The 14613-nt window shown below is 73.8% G+C and carries 13 protein-coding genes; 5 read left to right on the plus strand and 8 right to left on the minus strand.

The genetic code is table 11. From position 1 onward, the window contains the following. Positions 1-3: 3 nt before the first annotated feature. The 4 genes from ACTWO6_RS31250 to ACTWO6_RS31265 all read right to left on the minus strand — a co-directional run bounded on the left by ACTWO6_RS31250 (position 4) and on the right by ACTWO6_RS31265 (position 3761). Positions 4-579: a hypothetical protein gene (locus ACTWO6_RS31250; protein ID WP_446217258.1), complete on the minus strand. Its 576-nt coding sequence runs from the start codon at positions 577-579 to the stop codon at positions 4-6. Positions 580-631: 52 nt separating this feature from the next. Next, complete coding sequence (locus ACTWO6_RS31255; RefSeq protein WP_446220833.1) at positions 632-1690, minus strand: type III polyketide synthase; 1059 nt, start codon at positions 1688-1690, stop codon at positions 632-634. Positions 1691-1777: 87 nt separating this feature from the next. Next, the gene (locus tag ACTWO6_RS31260; protein ID WP_446217259.1) at positions 1778-2944 is read right to left on the minus strand and encodes an acyl-CoA dehydrogenase family protein; all 1167 of its coding nucleotides are present in this window, start codon (positions 2942-2944) and stop codon (positions 1778-1780) included. A 43-nt stretch (positions 2945-2987) separates the two neighbouring features. Continuing rightward, positions 2988-3761: a methyltransferase domain-containing protein gene (locus ACTWO6_RS31265; protein ID WP_446217260.1), complete on the minus strand. Its 774-nt coding sequence runs from the start codon at positions 3759-3761 to the stop codon at positions 2988-2990. A gap of 45 nt (positions 3762-3806) precedes the next feature. Between ACTWO6_RS31265 and ACTWO6_RS31270 the strand changes: the two genes are divergently transcribed. The 4 genes from ACTWO6_RS31270 (at position 3807) to disA (ending at position 8417) form a co-directional block, all read left to right on the plus strand. Then, positions 3807-4646, plus strand: a complete 840-nt coding sequence (locus ACTWO6_RS31270; protein ID WP_446217261.1) for a UbiA family prenyltransferase — start codon at positions 3807-3809, stop codon at positions 4644-4646. A gap of 139 nt (positions 4647-4785) precedes the next feature. Continuing rightward, positions 4786-5526: a hypothetical protein gene (locus ACTWO6_RS31275; protein WP_446217262.1), complete on the plus strand. Its 741-nt coding sequence runs from the start codon at positions 4786-4788 to the stop codon at positions 5524-5526. Positions 5527-5632: 106 nt separating this feature from the next. Then, on the plus strand, positions 5633-7087 hold the full coding sequence (radA, locus tag ACTWO6_RS31280) for a DNA repair protein RadA (RefSeq protein ID WP_130329561.1): 1455 nt from the start codon (positions 5633-5635) through the stop codon (positions 7085-7087). Between the two features lie 142 nt (positions 7088-7229). Then, complete coding sequence (disA, locus tag ACTWO6_RS31285; protein WP_446217263.1) at positions 7230-8417, plus strand: DNA integrity scanning diadenylate cyclase DisA; 1188 nt, start codon at positions 7230-7232, stop codon at positions 8415-8417. A gap of 15 nt (positions 8418-8432) precedes the next feature. On the opposite strand, the gene ACTWO6_RS31290 is transcribed toward disA, so the two are convergent. The 3 genes from ACTWO6_RS31290 to ACTWO6_RS31300 all read right to left on the minus strand — a co-directional run bounded on the left by ACTWO6_RS31290 (position 8433) and on the right by ACTWO6_RS31300 (position 10500). Continuing rightward, on the minus strand, positions 8433-9158 hold the full coding sequence (locus tag ACTWO6_RS31290) for a hypothetical protein (RefSeq protein WP_446217264.1): 726 nt from the start codon (positions 9156-9158) through the stop codon (positions 8433-8435). A 272-nt stretch (positions 9159-9430) separates the two neighbouring features. Beyond that, on the minus strand, positions 9431-9991 hold the full coding sequence (locus tag ACTWO6_RS31295; RefSeq protein WP_446217265.1) for a peptide deformylase: 561 nt from the start codon (positions 9989-9991) through the stop codon (positions 9431-9433). Continuing rightward, positions 9988-10500: a glycine cleavage system protein R gene (locus ACTWO6_RS31300; protein ID WP_446217266.1), complete on the minus strand. Its 513-nt coding sequence runs from the start codon at positions 10498-10500 to the stop codon at positions 9988-9990. Before ACTWO6_RS31300 ends, ACTWO6_RS31295 begins: the two co-directional genes overlap by 4 nt. Before the next feature lie 96 nt (positions 10501-10596). Here ACTWO6_RS31300 and ACTWO6_RS31305 point away from each other — a divergent pair, with 96 nt between their 5' ends. Continuing rightward, positions 10597-11499 (plus strand): A/G-specific adenine glycosylase, encoded by a 903-nt coding sequence (locus tag ACTWO6_RS31305; protein WP_446217267.1) that lies wholly within the window; start codon positions 10597-10599, stop codon positions 11497-11499. 109 nt (positions 11500-11608) lie between these two features. On the opposite strand, the gene ACTWO6_RS31310 is transcribed toward ACTWO6_RS31305, so the two are convergent. Next, positions 11609-14140, minus strand: coding sequence for an ATP-dependent Clp protease ATP-binding subunit (locus tag ACTWO6_RS31310; RefSeq protein WP_446217268.1), 2532 nt, complete (start codon positions 14138-14140; stop codon positions 11609-11611). Between the last annotated feature and the right edge of the window lie 473 nt (positions 14141-14613).

Here is a 14613-nt window from a genome sequence, read left to right on the forward strand (position 1 = left end):
GGCTCAGAACAGCGCCGACAGCCGGGCGTCGAGGTCGACTTCGCCATCGGCCACCGTGAACCGCACCTGCAACGGCCCCCCGGCCGCGGTCAGCGTGACGGTGAGCGGCAGCTCTGCACAGGTGACCCGCCGACCCGACCCCTCGTCTCCGGAGCCGGAGAACGCGACGGTCAACGTCCCGGCACCCGCGCAGCCGACCACGAGCAGGTAGCGTTCCCCCGCCGACGGGGACGTCTGCCGGATCAGCGGCCGATCACTCTTGGTGAGGTGCGAGGTGTCCTCCCAGACGGTGTGCGAGACGAGCGTCGCGTTCGGGGCGCCGGACTCCTGGTGGAACACCAGCGCCTCATCCAGATAGGCCTCCGGCCCCTGGATGATGTGCCCGTCCTCGGGGTCGATGAGGACCCGTCGGGCCGCCGGCGGCGGGGCCGACGTGGCCGGTGCGGAGCTGACCGCCGCCGGGACCGGACCGGTGGCCGGCGCGGCGTAACGCCACCACCATCCCCCGGCGACCAGGGCGGCCACGGCCAACCCGGCCAGCAGCCCACCGCGCAACCGGTCGTCCGCCCTCGCGCCCATGCGGCGAGCGTAACGCCCGGCCGCCCCACCGTCCGGCCGCGAACGGCGGCGGTCAGTCGCCGCGCTCGAGGAGAGCGGCGTACAGGGTCAGGCCGGGGCCGAACGCCAGCATCACGATCCGGTCCGGCGGCGTCGACGCCCGGAGCAGCCGGTCCAGGATCAGCAGCACCGTCGGCGAGGAGCAGTTGCCGTGCTCGTCCAGGACGGCCCGCGACGCCGCCAGCGCCTCCGGCGGCAGCGCCAGCTCCCGTTCCACCACGTTCAGGATGCGGGGGCCGCCCGGATGCACCGCCCAGCCGTCCACCTCGGACGACGCCCGGCCGTGCCGGGCGAGCAGGCCGTCGACCAGACCCCGGACGTGGCGGGAGAGCACCTGCGGGACCTTCGGCGACAACCCCATCCGGAAGCCGGTGTCCGTCACGTCCCAGGTCATGTGATCGGCGGTCGAGGTGTCGGTGACCGAGGCGACCTCGCGCAGCGCGTACCCCCGGCCGCCGGGGACGACCACGGCGGCGACCGCGGCGTCCGAGAAGAGGGCGTGCGAGACGATCTGCTGGGTGTCCACCCGCGCGCCGGCGGGCTGGATGTGCAGGCTGGTCAGCTCGGCGCAGAGCAGCAGCGCCGGCCGCCCCCGGGCGGTGACGAAGTCGCTGGCCGCGCCGAGCCCCGGCAGGGCCGCGTAGCAGCCCATGTGCCCGACGAACATCCGCTGGGTGTCCGGGGCCATGCCCAGGTCCCGGGCGAGCAGGATGTCCAGCCCCGGGGTCGCGTACCCGGTGCAGGAACAGACCACGAAGAGCCCGACGTCCCCCGCGTCCAGGCCGGCCGCGGTGAGTGCCCGACCCACCGCCTCCTTGCCCAGCGGCAGGGCCTCTACCTGGTACCGCCGCATCCGACGCTCGGTCGGCCAGTCCGAGACGTCCTCCAGCAGCGGGTTGACCGCCGCCTGCCGGCGGGACACCCCGGAGTTGGCGAAGATCCGCTCGGCCAGCGCCCGGGTGGTGCCGGAGAAGTGCTTCGCGAAGAAGCCCTCCCAGAGCTCGTCCTGCGCGGCGGTCGGCGGCTGCGCCGCACCCAGACCCGCGATCACCGGCATGGCCATGATCCCCACCCCTCGTCCACGATCCCCCACGTCATCACCGCGCCGCTCCTCGTTCGAGACTGCGGGGCTCGCAACCCCGGCTCATTCCTCACGCTTTCACCAACGAGGGGCCGATCCGTCGCGGTCCGGGTCGCCGCCCAGTGCCGCGATGCCCAGCCAGTCCGCGCAGACGTCCGAGGTGGCCGGGTGCAGCGAGCCGCACCGGGCGTCCCGGTAGAGCCGCTCCAGGGGGTGTCCCCGGCGGGTCGCCGAGGTGCCGGCCGCCTCCAGCATGGACGCCGCCACCTCGGCGGCGGTGTTGCCGGCCAGCAGTTTGGCCCGCCACACCCAGCGGTTCGTCTCCGGGTCGCCGGGCGCCTCGTCGACCCGGCGGGCCGCCTCGGCGACCACCAGTCCGGCCGCCGCCACCGCCGCGTCGGCCCGGCCCAGCCGGGCCCGGACCGCCGGCAGGCCGGCGAGGTTGCGGGCGTTCAGGTGCTCGACGGCCGCGTCGATCGCCGCCTGGGCGACCCCCACGTAGACGGCGGCGTAGCTGGCCACCAGCCAGTGCGGCATCAGCTGGGCGACCACCAGGGCCAGCCCCTCGACCCCGCCGAGCAGCCGGTCGGCCGGGACGGTGACGTCCAGGTGCAGGTCGTGCGAGGAGGTGGCGCGCATGCCGAGGGAGTCCCAGGTCGGCTCGACGGTCAACCCCTCCCCGGCCGGCACCAGGAACTGGGAGACGACGGACTGGTCGGCGGCGCTGCGGGCGGCCACCAGGTAGCCGTCGGCGTGCCCGGCGCCGGAGCAGAACGTCTTGCTGCCCTTGATGTGCCAGCCCCCGTCCACCGGCTCGTACACCGTGCTGAGCTGGGACAACCGGGCGCCCGCGCCGCGTTCGCTCATCGCCACCGCGTACCAGGAGCCCTCGGCCGCCGCGCGGAGCAGCCGGTCCCGGGCGGCCAGCGCCTCCTCCGGTACGCCCAGCGCCTCGGCCAGCTCCTCGGTGACCGCGTCGAGCGCGCCGGTGACCGAGGCGTGCATGTTGAACACCAGGGCCGTCGCGCCGTTGCCCCGGGCCAGCTCGGTGGCGACGGCGGCGTACTCGGCGAAGGTGGCCCCCGCCCCGCCCAGCTCCCGGGGCACCATCAGCCCGAAGAACCCGGCCTCCCGCAGGTCGGCGAAGTCGTCGACCGGGAAGGAGCCCTGCCGGTCGTGCTCCGCCGCGCGGGCGGCCAGTCGCGGCGCCAACCGGCGGACCGCCTCCAGCGCGTGCACAGCCATGTCGCCCCCTTCTCGGCGTCCCCTTTACCCCGGGCGGCCCCCGCTACCCGCCCCGGAGCCCACGACCCTGGTACAGCACGGCGGTGGACCGGGTCGGCACGATCCGGGGTTCGCGGCCCGCCTCCGTCCCCACCGGACGGCGGGCGGACCCGCCGCGCATCCGCCGCAGCAGCCAGCCCAGCGTGCCGCGCAGCTCCGGGCGGATGCCACGCAGCCGCAGCTCGACGCCGTGCATGGCACACTCGGCGATCAGCTCCCGGGCGTCCACGAACAACCGTGGATCGTGGATGCCGCGCGGCACGGTGGGCAGCCGCTCGCCGATCTCCACCGCGACGAGCCGGGCCAGCGCCGTGTCGTTGAGGGTGTCCAGCACCAGCAGGCCGCCCGGGCGCAGCAGCCGGCACGCCTCGGCGACCGCGCGCCGCCAGTCCGGCACGTGCTCCAGCAGCTCTCCGGCGGAGACCACGTCGGCGCAGCCGTCGGCGAGCGGAACGGCGGTGGCGTCGGAGTTGACCACCGTCACCCCGTGCGCGGCGGCCTGCGCCAGTGCGGAGCGGGTGAGGTCCAGCCCGACGTGCCGGTAACCCTTACCGACCAGGTGCGGCGCGAGCAGCCCGGCACCGCAGCCCAGGTCGACCAGGAGGGCGCCCGGCCGGGACGCCGGCGGCACCAGCGCGGCCCGGGCCCTGGCCAGCCAGTGCAGCATCGCGAACGCGCCGTCCGTCCGCCACCACTCGCCGGCCAGGTCGTCGTACTGGCGGGGGTCGTTGGGCGGCAGCACCCGGGGCGGGGTGGACACCGGGGCCGCGTCTCGCATGGACCGAGCGTGGCACGACTGCCCGGTAACGACCAGACTTCCCTCATGTCGTCAACGGTGCTATTGCTGGTCAGGGCGAGCCACCCGGAGCCGGCCGCCGCGGTGACCACGGTGGCCGGACTGTTGGCGTGGGGGGCCGGGCACCGGCCGGCCGGCATCGCCGCCGTGGTGGGCACGGTGCTCGCCAGCCAGCTCGCCGTCGGCTGGAGCAACGACGCGCTCGACGCCGACCGGGACGCCACGGTGGGGCGTACCGACAAACCGGTCGCCACCGGCGCGCTCCGGCGGCGCACCGCGGGCCTCGCCGCGGTGCTGGCCGCGCTGGCCACCCCGGTGCTGGCGCTGACCACGAACCCGGTGGCGGCGGTCTGGGCCACCGTCGGCCTGCTCTCCGCCCTGCTCTACGACTGGCCGCTGAAGTCGACCCCGGTCTCGGTGCTGCCGTACGCGGTCTCCTTCGGGTCGCTGCCCGCCTTCGTGGTGCTGGCGCTGCCCGGCGCGCCGGCGCCGCCGGTCTGGCTGGTCGCCGCCGCGGCCTGCCTCGGCGCCGGGGCGCACTTCGCCAACGTGCTGCCCGACCTGGCCGACGACGCCCGGACCGGGGTGCGCGGCCTGCCGCACCGGCTCGGGGCCGCGGGCAGCCGGGCGGCCGCCGCCGGGCTGCTCCTCGCGGCGACCGTCACGCTGGTCTTCGGGCCGCCCGGGCCGCCGTCGTGGGCCGGGCTGTCGGCGGTCGCCGCCGCCGTGCTGGTGCCGGCCGTCGCTGGGTACGGCGGACGCGGCGCGGCCCGGGCCGGTGGCCGGCCGGTGGCCGCCTTCCGGGCGGTGATGGTGGTGGCGCTGATCGACGTGGTCCTGCTGGTGGCGAGCGGCCGGGTGGTCTGACCGCTCCCCGGGAAGGTGGCATTACCGGGTCGGCGTGCGACCGTCGATCAGCCCCAACTACCCTGGAGCGCGGTCTGCGCGGGTATGGCCACCGTGCCCGGGGTACGGCCGGGTGCGGATCGTGACGAGGAGGACCGACGTGACGCGCTCGATCAGGGGTTCCGGACGGGCGGCCCTGCTGCTGGCCGGTACGGCGGCGGCGGCGAGCCTGCTGTTGTCCGGGTGTGGTGCCGGCCAGGTGGCCGAGACCGCCAAAAAGATCCCGTCGGTCCAGGGCGTGAACGTCCAGACTTCCGACAACCTGTACAAGGTCCGCGGCCTCTACGTGCAGTTCCCGGGCACCGAGGGCTACCGGGCGGGCGCGAACGCCCCGCTGAACGTCGTGATCTACAACGACAGCAAGACCCCGGTCACCGTCACCGTCACCACGGACAGCGCCCGCGAGATCGTCCTCGCGGGCCCGGGCGGCGCCGAGGCGGGCCCGACCGGGTCGCCGACCGAGCCGGCCTCCGCGTCGCCGACCGCGAGCGACCCCAGCGCGTCGCCGAGCCGGTCCGTCGGGGCCGGCGAGTCCGCCTCGGCCAGCCCGTCCGCCTCGGCGAGCGAGTCGGCCCCGGCCGTCCAGCCGGCCCGGATCGAAATCCCGGCCCTCGGCTACGCCCAGCTCACCGGCGGCAGCGGCCAGCGCCTCCAGCTCGTCGGGCTGAACGACAAGCTGCTCGCCGGCCAGCAGGTCAACCTGGTCTTCGACTTCGGCAACGGCAAGACGATCAAGACCGCGGCCCCGATCGGCGTCCCGCTGACCCCGGGCGCGCCGGCCTCCCCGATCATCACCCGCGAGGGTGGCGAGGAGGGCGGCACCGAGGGCGGCCACGGCTGATCCGAAGGACGAACTGTCGACGGCACCGTCGGCGTGGTGACCGCCACGCCGGCGGTGTTCTCGTCTTCGGCTGGGTTTCGTCGTACCGCCCGGTTAGCGTCCTGGGGTGACCACGTCCCGTTCGACCTCCCCCCGCGGCGCGTCCACCGCCGGCCGGAGCCGGGCCTCGGCCCGCGAGCCGCGACCGGCCTACGAGTGCGACGCCTGCGGCCACCAGCCGCCCAAGTGGGTCGGGCGCTGCCCGGAGTGCGGCGAGTGGGGCTCGGTGGTCGAGTGCACGGTCACCGGCCCGCTGGTCTCCGGCCGGGTGGTCAGCTCCCGGATGCCCGCCGAGCCGGCCCGGCCGATCGCCACCATCAGCGCCGCCCCGGCCCGGGCCCGGCCGACCGGTGTCACCGAGCTGGACCGGGTGCTCGGCGGCGGCCTCGTTCCCGGCGCGGTGGTGCTGCTCGCCGGCGAGCCCGGGGTGGGTAAGTCGACGCTGCTGCTCGACGTCGCCCAGCAGTGGGCGACCAACGCGGGCAGCCCGTCGCTGGTGGTGAGCGGCGAGGAGTCGGTGAGCCAGGTGCGGCTGCGCGCCGAGCGGATGGGCACCCTGCACGACCAGCTCTACCTGGCCGCCGAGAGCGACCTGTCGGCGGTGCTCGGCCACCTCGACGCGGTCAAGCCCGGCCTGCTGGTGCTCGACTCGGTGCAGACCATCTCCACCACCGGCACCGAGGGCGTCCCCGGCGGGGTGACCCAGGTCCGCGCCGTCACCGCCGCCCTGGTCGCGGTCGCCAAGGAGCGCGGCATCGCCACCGTGCTGGTCGGCCACGTCACCAAGGACGGCCAGGTGGCCGGTCCCCGGGTGCTGGAGCACCTGGTCGACGTGGTGCTGCACTTCGAGGGCGACAAGCACTCCTCGCTGCGGATGGTCCGGGGCGTCAAGAACCGGTTCGGCGCCGCCGACGAGGTGGGCTGCTTCGAGATGCACGAGGGCGGCATCAGCAGCCTGGCCGACCCGTCCGGTCTCTTCCTCACCCGCTACTCCGAGCCGGTGCCGGGCACCTGCGTCACGGTGGCGATGGAGGGGCGGCGGGCCCTGGTGACCGAGGTGCAGGCGTTGATCGGCGCGACCGTGGCCGGCTCCCCCCGGCGTACGGTCTCCGGGCTGGACGGGGCCCGGCTGGCGATGGTGCTGGCCGTGCTCCAGCGGCGTACGGAGCGGCTGACCCTGCACGACCGGGAGGTCTTCGCCGCGACGGTCGGCGGCATCCGGGTGGTGGAGCCGGCGGCGGACCTTGCCGTCGCCCTCGCGGTGGCGTCCGGTGGTCTCAACCTCGCCATCGCCCCGCACCTAGTGGCGATCGGCGAGGTCGGCCTCACCGGCGAGGTGCGCCGGGTCGGCGCGGTGCCCCGCCGGCTCGCCGAGGCGGCCCGGCTCGGGTTCCGGCTCGCCCTGGTGCCGACCGGCTGCGGCCCGGGCAGCAGCGGGGTTGCTCCGGAGAACATGCGGGTGATCGAGGTCACGGACGTCCGGGCGGCGCTCCAGGCTGCCGCCCGCGCGTCGGCGGAGTGACCCAGGGTGACCGCGCGACGGGACCGGCTGGGCGATATCGGACAGCTGACCCGACCGGTCGGCGGCGGCGGAAGCCGGACATCGTGACACATCACAGTAACCACGAGAGCACCCAACGCACGGCAGTCCGTAGACTGTGCCCGTGCCGATCGACCGCGATGCCACCAAGCCCGCCGCCGCGGCGACGCCGCACGCCCGCACCGGCGGGGTGGGCTCGCCCGCCCGTCCGATCAGCGTCAGCGTGAGCGGGAGCGTCGGCGGGGCCGGCGGCGACCCGCTGCGGGCAAATCTCGCTCTCATGGCGCCGGGTACCGCGCTTCGCGACGGGCTCGAGCGGATCCTGCGCGGCCGTACGGGCGCGCTCATCGTGCTCGGCTACGACAAGGTGGTCGACCAGATCTGCACCGGCGGCTTCCCGATGGACGTGGAGTTCTCCGCGACCCGGGTCCGCGAGCTGTGCAAGATGGACGGCGCGGTGGTGCTCTCCAGCGACGGCACCCGGATCGTGCAGGCGGGCGTGCACCTGATGCCCGACCCGTCCATCCCGACGGAGGAGTCCGGCACCCGGCACCGCACCGCCGAGCGGGTGGCCCGGCAGACCGGCTACCCGGTCATCTCGGTCAGCCAGTCGATGCGGATCATCAGCCTCTACGTCAACGGCCAGCGGCACGTGCTGGACGACTCGGCAGCGATCCTCTCCCGCGCAAACCAGGCGCTGGCCACCCTGGAGCGGTACAAGCTCCGCCTGGACGAGGTCTCCGGCACCCTCTCCGCCCTGGAGATCGAGGACCTGGTCACCGTGCGGGACGCGGTGGCCGTGGTGCAGCGGCTGGAGATGGTCCGCCGGATCGCCGACGAGATCGCCGGTTACGTCGTCGAGCTGGGCACCGACGGCCGGCTGCTCGCCCTCCAGCTCGACGAGCTGATGGCCGGCGTGGACGCCGACCGCACCCTGGTCATCCGGGACTACCTCCCGGTGGGCCGCAAGTCGCGGACCCTCGACGAGGGGCTGGTCGAGCTGGACCTGCTCGGCGCCACCGAGCTGATCGACCTGGTGGCGGTCGCCAAGGCGATCGGCTACCCGTCCGCCTCCGACGCGCTCGACGCGGCGGTCAGCCCGCGCGGCTTCCGGCTGCTGGCCAAGGTGCCCCGGCTTCCGGTCGCGGTGGTCGACCGGCTGGTGGTGCACTTCGGCAGCCTCCAGCGGCTGCTCGGCGCGACCGTGGAAGACCTCCAGGCGGTCGAGGGGGTGGGCGACGCCCGCGCCCGGGGCGTCCGGGAGGGCCTCTCCCGGCTCGCCGAGGCGTCCATCCTGGAGCGGTACGTCTGAGCCGGCCCGGCCGGCTCAGCTCGTGACGGTCAGCTTCACCGGCTCGCTGAGCTTCGTGCCAACCCGGGCGAAGAGCTGGTACGTGCCGGCCGGCGCGTACGGACCGGCGGCCAGCCCGGCGTTGCAGCGGCTGGTGTCCCGGCCGTTCCAGCCCAGCTCGTAGAGGCGCTCGAAGCCGGGCGTGAACGACTGCACGTCGGAGCCCTTGCCGGTGCCGCAGGTGTCCGAGGACCAGACCTTCTCCGCGCCGGACTTGATGAACAGCTCCTGGAGGTCCGCCCCGACGTCCCGGCTGCAGGTGCGCTGGGACTTGTTCTTGATCTTGAGCTGGAGATTCACCACGGTGCCCTGCCGGGCGGTCGCCGGCTGCGCCACCGGGGTCACCAGGATCTCCGCGTCCGTGCAGGTCCCGTCGTCGGCCACCGGGGCCGCCGGCGCGGCCGGGGCGTCGGTCGTCGCGGTGCCGCCACCCGCCGGCCCGCCGTCCGAGCCGCCACCGGAGTCGCCCGGCGCGGCGGACGGATCAGCCGACTGCGGGGTCAGCACCGGTCCGGACGGCTCCGGGCCCACCGACGGGGCGGCGCCCGCCGCTGAGGACGTCGACGCCGGGGTCGCGCCCGTGTTGCGCTCCGAACCGCAGGAATAGAGCAGGACAATCAGGAAGAGAAGCCCCGCTCCGAGTACGACGGCGCGACGCCGCCAGTAGACAGCGGATGGCAGGGGGCCGACCGTCAGACGCATGATGCGTTCACCGTAGCGGCGTACCGCACGGGGCGGGGTGCGACGCGCCGGGCCGAGCACGGCACCCGGTCGGCGTTCCACAGGCGACAACCGGACCGGGCCGGCCGGTCACCGACCGGACCCGCACGCGCGCGCAGCGCCACCACCGTGGCCCACCCCGCGACGCCGACCCGGGGACGCCCCGGCACCGCTGACCGCGCCACATCCCTGGTCCGGCCGTCAACCACCGAAGCGGAGAGCGGGCGGTCACCGCCGCGACGCTCCGGCGGCTGTCAGAGGTAGACCTTGCGCTGGTAGATGGCGTGTGCGCCGGCGACCCGATCGAGGAAGAGCAGGCCCGCGCAGTGGTCGATCTCGTGCTGGAGCGCCCGCGCCTCGAACCCGTCGGTGATCAGCCGGACCGGCCGGCCCGTGCCGGGCAGGACGCCCTCGACCACCAGCCGGCTGGCCCGCTTCACGTCACCGGTCAAATCCGGCACCGACATGCAGCCCTCCCGCCCGGCCTTCCACCGGCTGGCCTCCATCACCCGGGCGTTGCACAGCACGAACGTCCCGTGCAGGGTGACCGCCTTCGGGTGGCCGGTGACGTTTACCGCGAACACCTGCGCGCTCACCCCCACCTGCGGCGCGGCGAGTCCGACGCAGCCGGGCGAGACGCGCATGGTGGCGACCAGGTCAGCGGCGAGGCGGACCACCTCGTCCGAGGTCGGGTCGACCTCCGGCCCCGGCCGGCTGAGCACCCGGTCGGGGGCGGAGACCACCGGGCGCACCTCGCCCGGCACGGCGAGCGCCTCCGGGGTCCAGCCGTCGAGGCCGACGTACTCCGCCCTCACAGCAGGTCCGTGTCGGCCGGGCGGAGGCTGACCCCGACGCCCAGCTCGGCGGCGGTACGCGCGAGTCGGCCGGCCACCTCGTCGGAGCTGGCGGGCGGCAGCTCCACCTCGGCGACCACCACGTAGAGGGACCCGGCCAGCCGGGTGCTCAGGTCGGTGACGTTGCCACCGGCGTCGGCCAGCACCCGGGTCATCGCCGCGACGATGCCCATCCGGTCGGCGCCGTGCACCGCCAGCACGTACGGCGCGCCGGCCGGCGTGGTCTCGCCGTCGGGGGTGACCGCGCGTACGGTCGCCAGCAGCTGGCCGTCGGCGGCGAGCGGGGCCAACGCGGCCTCGACGTCGGCGGCGGCCGGGCCCACGCAGATCAGCGTCATCGCGAAGTGTCCCCGCAACCGGGTCATCGTGGAGTCGGTGAGGTTCGCGCCGAGCCGGGCGAGCGCCTCGGCGACGTCGGCCACGATGCCCGGCCGGTCCCGGCCGATGACGGTGATCGCGAGCTCGTTCATCCGGACATTCTGCCCCGCCCGCCCGGGGCCGCCGCCGCACCCCGGCCCGCCCGCCCATCCTGCGGGAATCCGACCCGTGACATCATCGGCTGCGCGATGACTGAGCCCACATTCGCCACCCTGGTCAGCCGGTGGTACGAGGAGAACGCCCGCGACCTGCCGTGGCGCAAGCCCGGGACCAGCGCCTGGGCGATCCTGGTCAGCGAGGTCATGCTCCAGCAGACGCCGGTGGTCCGGGTGCTCCCCGCCTGGGAGGCGTGGCTGGCCCGCTGGCCGGTGCCGGCCGCACTGGCCGAGGACAGCCCGGCCGAGGCGATCCGGATGTGGGGGCGGCTCGGCTACCCCCGCCGGGCGGTACGGCTGCGCGACTGCGCGGTGGCGATCGTGGAGCGGCACGGCGGCGAGGTGCCGGACCGGCTGGACCAGCTGCTCGCGCTGCCCGGAGTGGGGACGTACACGGCCCGGGCGGTCGCGGCGTTCGCGTACGGGCAGCGGCACCCCGTGGTGGACACGAACGTCCGCCGGGTGGTCTGCCGGGCCGTCGCCGGGGAACCGGACGCAGGTCCCGCCACCCGCCCCGCCGACCTGACCGCCACCGAGGAGCTGCTGCCCGTCGAGCCGGCCGCCGCGGCGCTGGCCAGCGCGGCCTTCATGGAGCTCGGCGCGGTCGTCTGCACCGCCCGCTCGCCCCGCTGCACGGTGTGCCCGGTGGAACCGGTCTGCGCCTGGCGGGCCTCCGGCCAGGCCGCCCCCACCGGCCCGACCCGCCGCCCCCAGCGGTACGCCGGCACCGACCGCCAGGTACGCGGTCTGCTCCTGGCGGTGCTGCGGGAGGCGACCGGACCGGTGCCGAGGCAGCGCCTCGATCAGGTCTGGACCGACGACGTGCAGCGCTCCCGGGCGCTCGCCGGGCTGGTCACCGACGGCCTGGTCGAGCCGGTCGGCGAGGCGTCCATCCGCCTGACCGGCGACGGCCCCGCCGTCCCCCTCCCCAGTTGATCGACTCCAGGTCGCCGACCCGGCCCAGCGAGCCGGGCGGGGTGGGCGTGAAAAGGCGACGGCCCCGGTGGCTTTCGCCAACCGGGGCCGTCGCCCTGTCAGGTGTCGCTTACTCGTCCGCCCCCGCGGTGGCGGCGCCACCGAGATCGGCCGGGACGGCGTCCGGCACTTCCACCGGCTTTTCCGCGCCCCGGAAGACGAGCTTGGACTTGTCGATGTTCTCCGGGTCGCCCTCGCAGTCCACCACCACGATCTGACCCGGGGTCAGCTCGTTGAAGAGGATCCGCTCCGAGAGGTTGTCCTCGATGTCGCGCTGGATCGTGCGACGCAGCGGACGCGCGCCCAGCACCGGGTCGAAGCCCTTCTTCGCCAGGTACTTCTTGGCGTTGTCGGTCAGCTCCAGGCCCATGTCCTTGTTGCGCAGCTGCGTCTCGATCCGCTGGATCATGATGTCGACGATCGAGAGGATCTCCGACTCGCGCAGCTGGTGGAAGACGATGGTGTCGTCGATCCGGTTCAGGAACTCAGGCCGGAAGTGCTGCTTGAGCTCGTCGTTGACCTTCTGCTTCATCCGGTCGTAGTTGGACTCGGAGTCCTCCGACGCCTGGAAGCCCAGGGAGACCGCCTTGGCGACGTCCCGGGTGCCCAGGTTGGTGGTCAGGATGATGACCGTGTTCTTGAAGTCCACGATCCGACCCTGACCGTCGGTGAGCCGCCCGTCCTCCAGGATCTGGAGCAGCGTGTTGAACACGTCCGGGTGGGCCTTCTCGATCTCGTCGAAGAGGACCACCGAGAACGGCCGACGCCGCACCTTCTCGGTCAGCTGCCCGCCCTCGTCGTAGCCGACGTAGCCGGGAGGAGCACCCACCAGCCGGGACACCGTGTACCGGTCGTGGAACTCGGACATGTCCAGCTGGATGAGGGCGTCCTCGCTGCCGAAGAGGAACTCGGCGAGCGCCTTGGAGAGCTCGGTCTTACCGACGCCGGACGGGCCGGCGAAGATGAACGAGCCTGACGGGCGCTTCGGGTCCTTCAGGCCGGCCCGGGTACGCCGGATCGCCTTCGAGACCGCCTTGACCGCGTCCTCCTGGCCGATGACGCGCTTGTGCAGCTCGTCCTCCATGCGCAGCAGGCGCGAGGTCTCCTCCTCGGTCAGCTTGTAGACCGGGATGCCGGTCCAGTTGCCGAGCACCTCGGCGATCTGCTCGTCGTCGACCTCGCTGACGACGTCCAGGTCACCGGCCTTCCACTCCTTCTCCCGCTGGGCCTTCTGGCCGAGCAGCTGCTTCTCCTTGTCACGGAGCTGCGCCGCCCGCTCGAAGTCCTGCGCGTCGATCGCGGACTCCTTGTCGCGACGGACCTGGGCGATCCGCTCGTCGAAGTCACGCAGGTCTGGCGGCGCGGTCATCCGGCGGATGCGCATCCGGGCACCGGCCTCGTCGATCAGGTCGATCGCCTTGTCCGGCAGGAAGCGGTCGGAGATGTACCGGTCGGCGAGCGTCGCCGCCGCCACCAGCGCGGCGTCGGTGATGCTCACCCGGTGGTGCGCCTCGTACCGGTCACGCAGGCCCTTGAGGATCTCGATGGTGTGGGCCAGCGAGGGCTCACCCACCTGGATCGGCTGGAAGCGGCGCTCGAGAGCGGCGTCCTTCTCCAGGTGCTTGCGGTACTCGTCGAGCGTGGTCGCGCCGATGGTCTGCAGCTCGCCACGGGCCAGCATCGGCTTGAGGATGCTCGCCGCGTCGATCGCGCCCTCGGCGGCACCCGCACCCACCAGGGTGTGGATCTCGTCGATGAACAGGATGATGTCGCCGCGGGTGCGGATCTCCTTGAGCACCTTCTTCAGGCGCTCCTCGAAGTCACCGCGGTAGCGGGAACCGGCAACCAGGGCACCGAGGTCGAGCGTGTAGAGCTGCTTGTCCTTGAGGGTCTCGGGCACCTCGCCCTTGATGATCTTCTGGGACAGCCCCTCCACCACGGCGGTCTTACCGACGCCGGGCTCACCGATCAGGACCGGGTTGTTCTTGGTACGGCGGGAGAGCACCTGCATGACCCGCTCGATTTCCTTCTCGCGCCCGATGACCGGGTCGAGCTTGCCCTCGCGGGCGGCCTGGGTCAGGTTGCGGCCGAACTGGTCCAGCACGAGGCTGGTCGACGGCGCGGCCTCGCCCGGCGCGGCGCCCGCCGCGGCCGGCTCCTTGCCCTGGTAGCCGGAGAGCAGCTGGATCACCTGCTGGCGGACCCGGTTGAGGTCGGCGCCGAGCTTGACCAGCACCTGGGCGGCAACGCCCTCACCCTCGCGGATCAGACCGAGCAGGATGTGCTCCGTGCCGATGTAGTTGTGGCCGAGCTGCAGCGCCTCGCGCAGGGACAGCTCCAGCACCTTCTTGGCCCGCGGCGTGAACGGGATGTGCCCGCTCGGCGCCTGCTGGCCCTGGCCGATGATCTCTTCGACCTGCTGGCGGACGCCCTCCAGGGAGATGCCGAGGCTCTCCAGGGCCTTGGCCGCGACGCCCTCACCTTCGTGGATCAGGCCCAGCAGGATGTGCTCCGTACCGATGTAGTTGTGGTTGAGCATCCGGGCCTCTTCTTGGGCCAGGACGACAACCCGTCGCGCTCGGTCGGTGAACCGCTCGAACATGCCCTCGTGCTCCTCACGTGCCGTGCGCCTTGATGGTCTAGATCTTGGCGGGGCCGGTGCGCGGACGTCCGGGACGGGCGTCCGTGCCTCCTTACTCTATCGCCGCGGACCGACTCCGCTGAGGTCGTGTGTCCCCGTGGAATGCCGTGTACGCGTCGTTTCTGACAACCGTCCGCGCTCAGGAGGTGTTCCGGTACCCCTACCTGTACGCGCAGAGCGAAATTCCGTGGAGCCGCGCGGCACGGATGAAGCCGGCCCGCTCGAACCCGGGGATCACCCCGGAACGTCTCTCCACAGCCTGTGGATGAAATCTCCACCGCCTGTGGACAACGCCCACCCACCCCGGGTTCTTCCCATCCGGCGGCGGGGTCCGCAGCCGGCGCGACGGGCGCGAGCGTGCCGGCGGGCGCGAACCGGACAGTCGGCGCGACCGGGCGAAAACGGCGACGCCGGCCCGGAGTGGCACTCCGGTC

This window comes from Micromonospora sp. IBHARD004, assembly GCF_052814115.1.

Bases quoted from the DNA above. Each gene is read 5' to 3' on its own strand.
- ACTWO6_RS31250 (WP_446217258.1), bottom strand. From the start codon at position 579: ATGGGCGCGAGGGCGGACGACCGGTTGCGCGGTGGGCTGCTGGCCGGG.
- ACTWO6_RS31290 (WP_446217264.1), bottom strand. From the start codon at position 9,158: ATGCGTCTGACGGTCGGCCCCCTGCCATCCGCTGTCTACTGGCGGCGT.
- ACTWO6_RS31265 (WP_446217260.1), bottom strand. From the start codon at position 3,761: ATGCGAGACGCGGCCCCGGTGTCCACCCCGCCCCGGGTGCTGCCGCCC.
- ACTWO6_RS31305 (WP_446217267.1), top strand. From the start codon at position 10,597: ATGACTGAGCCCACATTCGCCACCCTGGTCAGCCGGTGGTACGAGGAG.
- ACTWO6_RS31300 (WP_446217266.1), bottom strand. From the start codon at position 10,500: ATGAACGAGCTCGCGATCACCGTCATCGGCCGGGACCGGCCGGGCATC.
- ACTWO6_RS31270 (WP_446217261.1), top strand. From the start codon at position 3,807: ATGTCGTCAACGGTGCTATTGCTGGTCAGGGCGAGCCACCCGGAGCCG.
- ACTWO6_RS31260 (WP_446217259.1), bottom strand. From the start codon at position 2,944: ATGGCTGTGCACGCGCTGGAGGCGGTCCGCCGGTTGGCGCCGCGACTG.
- ACTWO6_RS31310 (WP_446217268.1), bottom strand. From the start codon at position 14,140: ATGTTCGAGCGGTTCACCGACCGAGCGCGACGGGTTGTCGTCCTGGCC.